The 4,752-nt window shown below is 62.6% G+C and carries 5 protein-coding genes; 4 read left to right on the forward strand and 1 reads right to left on the reverse strand.

What is annotated here, in order from left to right; all coding sequences use genetic code 11:
* Positions 1-2,464, forward strand: a 2,464-nt coding sequence (locus tag RMO40_RS03170; RefSeq protein WP_489660096.1) for a DNA-directed RNA polymerase subunit beta', incomplete at its 5' end; no start/stop codon positions are given.
* A 45-nt stretch (positions 2,465-2,509) separates the two neighbouring features.
* On the opposite strand, the gene RMO40_RS03175 is transcribed toward RMO40_RS03170, so the two are convergent.
* The gene (locus RMO40_RS03175; protein ID WP_309716219.1) at positions 2,510-2,944 is read right to left on the reverse strand and encodes a PIN domain-containing protein; all 435 of its coding nucleotides are present in this window, start codon (positions 2,942-2,944) and stop codon (positions 2,510-2,512) included.
* Positions 2,945-3,166: 222 nt separating this feature from the next.
* Between RMO40_RS03175 and rpsL the strand changes: the two genes are divergently transcribed.
* The 3 genes from rpsL to RMO40_RS03190 all read left to right on the forward strand — a co-directional run.
* Entirely contained in the window at positions 3,167-3,544 is a 378-nt protein-coding gene (gene rpsL / locus RMO40_RS03180; RefSeq protein ID WP_309716222.1) for a 30S ribosomal protein S12, read from the forward strand.
* A gap of 150 nt (positions 3,545-3,694) precedes the next feature.
* A complete protein-coding gene (gene rpsG, locus RMO40_RS03185) occupies positions 3,695-4,165 on the forward strand; it encodes a 30S ribosomal protein S7 (protein WP_309716225.1) in 471 nt (156 codons plus the stop codon).
* A 74-nt stretch (positions 4,166-4,239) separates the two neighbouring features.
* Positions 4,240-4,752 (forward strand): GTP-binding protein (locus RMO40_RS03190; protein WP_309716227.1); only part of this gene is annotated, 513 nt, incomplete at its 3' end.

Consider the following 4,752-nt stretch of genomic DNA (forward strand, 5'->3'; position numbering starts at 1 on the left):
GCTGAAGAAGAAAGAAATTTCGCGCCTGATCAACACCTCGTTCCGCAAGTGCGGTCTGAAGGAAACGGTCGTGTTCGCCGACAAGCTGCTGCAGTCGGGCTTCCGCCTGGCCACGCGCGCCGGCATCTCGATCGCGATCGACGACATGCTGGTGCCCAAAGAAAAGCACATGCTGATCGAGCGCGCCGAGAAGGAAGTGAAAGAGATCGAGCAGCAGTACGTCTCGGGTCTGGTCACCTCCGGCGAGCGCTACAACAAGGTGGTCGACATCTGGGGCAAGACCGGCGACGAAGTCGGCAAGGTCATGATGGCCCAGCTGTCGAAGCAGAAGACGGTGGATCGCCACGGCAAGACGGTGGACCAGGAGTCGTTCAACTCCATCTACATGATGGCCGACTCGGGTGCTCGCGGCTCTGCGGCGCAGATTCGCCAGCTGGCCGGCATGCGCGGGCTGATGGCCAAGCCTGACGGCTCGATCATCGAGACCCCCATCACGGCAAACTTCCGTGAAGGCCTGACCGTGTTGCAGTACTTCATCTCCACCCACGGTGCTCGAAAGGGCCTGGCGGACACGGCGTTGAAGACGGCGAACTCGGGCTACCTCACACGCCGCCTGGTCGACGTGACGCAAGACCTGGTGGTCATCGAAGACGACTGCGGCACACAAAACGGCATGAACATGCGCGCGCTGGTCGAAGGCGGCGAAGTGATCGAATCGCTGCGCGACCGCGTGTTGGGTCGTGTGACCGCGATCGAAGTGCAGCACCCGGAAACGGGTGCGGTGCTGGTGCAGCCGGGCCACATGCTTGACGAAGACACGCTCGACGGCCTTGAAGCCGCCGGCGTCGACGAAGTCAAGGTGCGCACCGCGCTGACTTGCAGCACGCGCTTCGGCCTGTGCGCCAAGTGCTACGGCCGCGATCTGGGCCGTGGTGGTGTGGTGAACCGTGGCGAAGCAGTTGGCGTGATCGCTGCTCAGTCGATCGGTGAACCCGGCACGCAGCTGACGATGCGCACCTTCCACATCGGTGGTGCAGCGTCGCGTGCGGCGGTGGCTTCGAGCGTGGACGCCAAGTCCGACGGCAACATCGGCTTCAACGCCACGATGCGCTACGTGACCAACGGCAAGGGCGAGTTGGTGGTGATTTCCCGTTCCGGCGAAATCATCATTTCCGACCAGCACGGCCGTGAGCGCGAGCGCCACAAGGTGCCGTACGGCGCCATCCTCAACATCAAGCCCGACCAGGCCCTGAAGGCTGGCGTGGTGTTGGCCAACTGGGACCCGCTGACCCGCCCGATCATCACCGAGTTCGCCGGCAAGGCGAAGTTCGAGAACGTCGAAGAAGGCGTGACGGTGGCCAAGCAGCTCGACGAAGTGACCGGCTTGTCCACACTCGTCGTGATCGACCCGAAGCGCCGTGGCGCGACCAAGGTCGTTCGTCCGCAGGTCAAGCTGCTCGATGTGCAAGGCAACGAGGTCAAGATTCCTGGCACCGACCACTCGGTGACCATCGGTTTCCCGATCGGCTCACTGGTGCAGATCCGTGACGGTCAGGACCTCTCGCCCGGCGAAGTGCTGGCGCGTATTCCGGTCGAAGGCCAGAAGACGCGGGACATCACCGGCGGCTTGCCGCGGGTGGCCGAGTTGTTCGAAGCGCGTACCCCGAAGGACAAGGGCACGCTGGCCGAGATCACCGGCACGGTGTCGTTCGGCAAAGAGACCAAGGGCAAGGTTCGCCTGCAGATCACCGACCCCGAAGGCCAGGTCTACGAAGAGCTGGTGCCCAAGGAAAAGAACATCCTGGTGCACGAAGGCCAGGTGGTCAACAAGGGCGAATCGATTGTGGACGGCCCGGCCGACCCGCAAGACATCCTGCGCCTGTTGGGCATCGAAGAGCTGGCACGCTACATCGTCGACGAAGTGCAAGACGTTTACCGCTTGCAGGGTGTGAAGATCAACGACAAGCACATCGAGGTGATCGTTCGCCAGATGCTGCGCCGCGTGCAGATCGTCAACCCGGGCGACAGCGCCTACATCGCCGGCGAGCAGGTGGAGCGTTCGGAGTTGCTCGACACCAACGACCGCCTGCGCGGCGAAGGCAAGGCCACCGCGACGCACGCGGATGTGCTTTTGGGCATCACCAAGGCGTCGCTGTCGACCGACAGCTTCATCTCGGCGGCGTCTTTCCAGGAAACGACGCGTGTGCTCACGGAGGCTGCCATCATGGGCAAGCGCGACGAACTGCGTGGCCTGAAGGAAAACGTCATCGTCGGTCGCCTGATTCCTGCAGGCACCGGCATGGCCTTCCACGACGCCCGCAAGGTGAAGGAAGAGCTTGACGATGCCGAACGCCGCGCGATTGCGTTGGAAGAAGCAGCCGAAGAGATGACCGCGGTGGACGACGCGACGGCAGCCGCCGCTGCTGCCGCCGCCATCCCTGGCACGGGGGACACTCTGGATTGAGCGATTGCTCTAAGGTCTGAAAGGGCGGCTTCGGCCGCCCTTTTTTCATTCTGGGACCCAACGCTCCGGGGTGGTCACGCGTACTCCCAACCGCACGGCACGGCGCGCCAGCTTCAACACCGCGCGGTCGCGGCTGATCAACCACTGCGCGCTGCCGAGCGCAAGGTCGACAAACTTCTGGTCGTCGGAATCGGTACAACGCAGGCGGCTGGCTTCGCCGATAACCTGCGGGGGTGGAACCAGTTCAGAGAGTAGTTGCCAACTTCCCCACAGTCGATCGTGGTCTGGCGCCCATGCGTCGACCACCCCTCGGCCCAGCACATGCGCCAGTTCATTGCGCATGGCCTCGGTCACCAGCCAGCGCAGATGGCCATCTTCAATGGCCTGGGTGAGTGGCGCGCAGTGCGGGTTGCGGAACACCAGCCAGTCGAGCACCACGTTGGTGTCGAGTACGACGGCGGGTTTGAGAAGTACTTTCAATGTCCTGGCTTGCGGGTGAGGGTTCACACGAATATAATCGAGGGCTTTTCAGCAGGTTTTGCTGTGCTCTTTGTCGGGCGGCCCTCCGTGAACCCATCACGGCTTCGGGCTCGTCTCCCAGCGGAGCGCTCGATGTCTACTGAAAAACCAACAAGGCACTGCCAGCACTCTCACGTGGGTGACAGCGGTGCCCGTGTGACTTCAAACGGGAACAAGTTACCAATGCCAACCATCAATCAACTCGTGCGTCACGGTCGCGAGACCGAGGTCACGAAGTCCAAATCGCCGGCGCTGCAGGGCGGCCCCCAGCGGCGCGGCGTGTGTACCCGCGTGTACACCACCACCCCGAAGAAGCCGAACTCTGCGCTGCGGAAAGTGGCCAAGGTTCGCCTGACCAATGGGTTCGAAATCATTTCCTACCTCGGTGGTGAAGGCCACAACCTCCAGGAACACAGCGTCGTGCTGGTTCGTGGCGGCCGGGTGAAGGATTTGCCGGGTGTGCGTTACCACATCGTGCGTGGCTCGCTCGACTTGCAAGGCGTGAAAGACCGCAAGCAGTCGCGCTCCAAGTACGGCGCCAAGCGCCCGAAGAAGGCCTAAAAGCCACAAGTTGCTCGGCCCGGCGCAAGCTGAGGTCTGGCGTGTTTCGGTAAGGCTCAAAAGCCTGCCGAGTAAGTGGGTAGCCCCAGATGTTGGTGGTGCCCAAGGCAACGGCGAAAGCCCGAGCCAACTGAAGCAAAAGGAAGAGAAATGCCTCGTCGTCGCGAAGTCCCCAAACGGGACATCCTCCCCGATCCGAAGTTCGGCTCAGTCGATCTGTCCAAGTTCATGAACGTGATCATGGAATCCGGCAAGAAGGCCATTGCCGAACGCATCATTTACGGTGCGCTGGAGCAGGTCGAAAAGAAGTCGGGCAAGGATCCGCTCGAAGTCTTCACCGTCGCCTTGAACAACATCAAGCCGATGGTCGAAGTGAAGTCACGCCGCGTGGGCGGTGCGAACTACCAAGTTCCCGTGGAAGTTCGCCCTGTTCGCCGCGTGGCCCTGGCCATGCGCTGGTTGAAAGAGTCGGCCCGCAAGCGCGGCGAGAAGTCCATGGCCCAGCGCCTGGCCAACGAACTGCTGGAGGCTGTTGAAGGCCGCGGCGGCGCGATGAAGAAGCGCGACGAAGTGCACCGCATGGCAGAGGCCAACAAGGCCTTCTCCCACTTCCGCTTCTAAGACGTCCCTAGTTCCCCGCGCGGCCCCTCGGTCTACAAGACCGTCGGGCGCGTTTCAGTTTCTGGAGTGCCACCATGGCCCGCAAGACCCCCATCGAGCGCTATCGCAACATCGGCATCTCGGCTCACATCGACGCCGGCAAGACGACGACCACCGAGCGCATCCTGTTCTACACCGGTGTGAACCACAAGATCGGCGAGGTGCACGACGGCGCCGCCACGATGGACTGGATGGAGCAAGAGCAAGAGCGTGGCATCACGATCACCTCGGCCGCCACCACCTGCTTCTGGAAGGGCATGGAGCTCGGCTACCCCGAGCACCGCATCAACATCATCGACACCCCAGGGCACGTCGACTTCACGATTGAAGTCGAGCGCTCGATGCGCGTGCTCGACGGGGCGTGCATGGTGTACTGCGCCGTGGGCGGCGTGCAGCCGCAGTCGGAAACCGTCTGGCGCCAGGCCAACAAGTACAAGGTGCCGCGCCTTGCGTTCGTCAACAAGATGGACCGCACGGGTGCGAACTTCTACAAGGTCTATGACCAGATGAAGGTGCGCCTGAAGGCCAACCCGGTGCCCATCGTGCTG

The sequence above is a fragment of the Rhizobacter sp. genome, assembly GCF_031412075.1.
Classification (GTDB): Bacteria; Pseudomonadota; Gammaproteobacteria; order Burkholderiales; family Burkholderiaceae_C; genus Rhizobacter.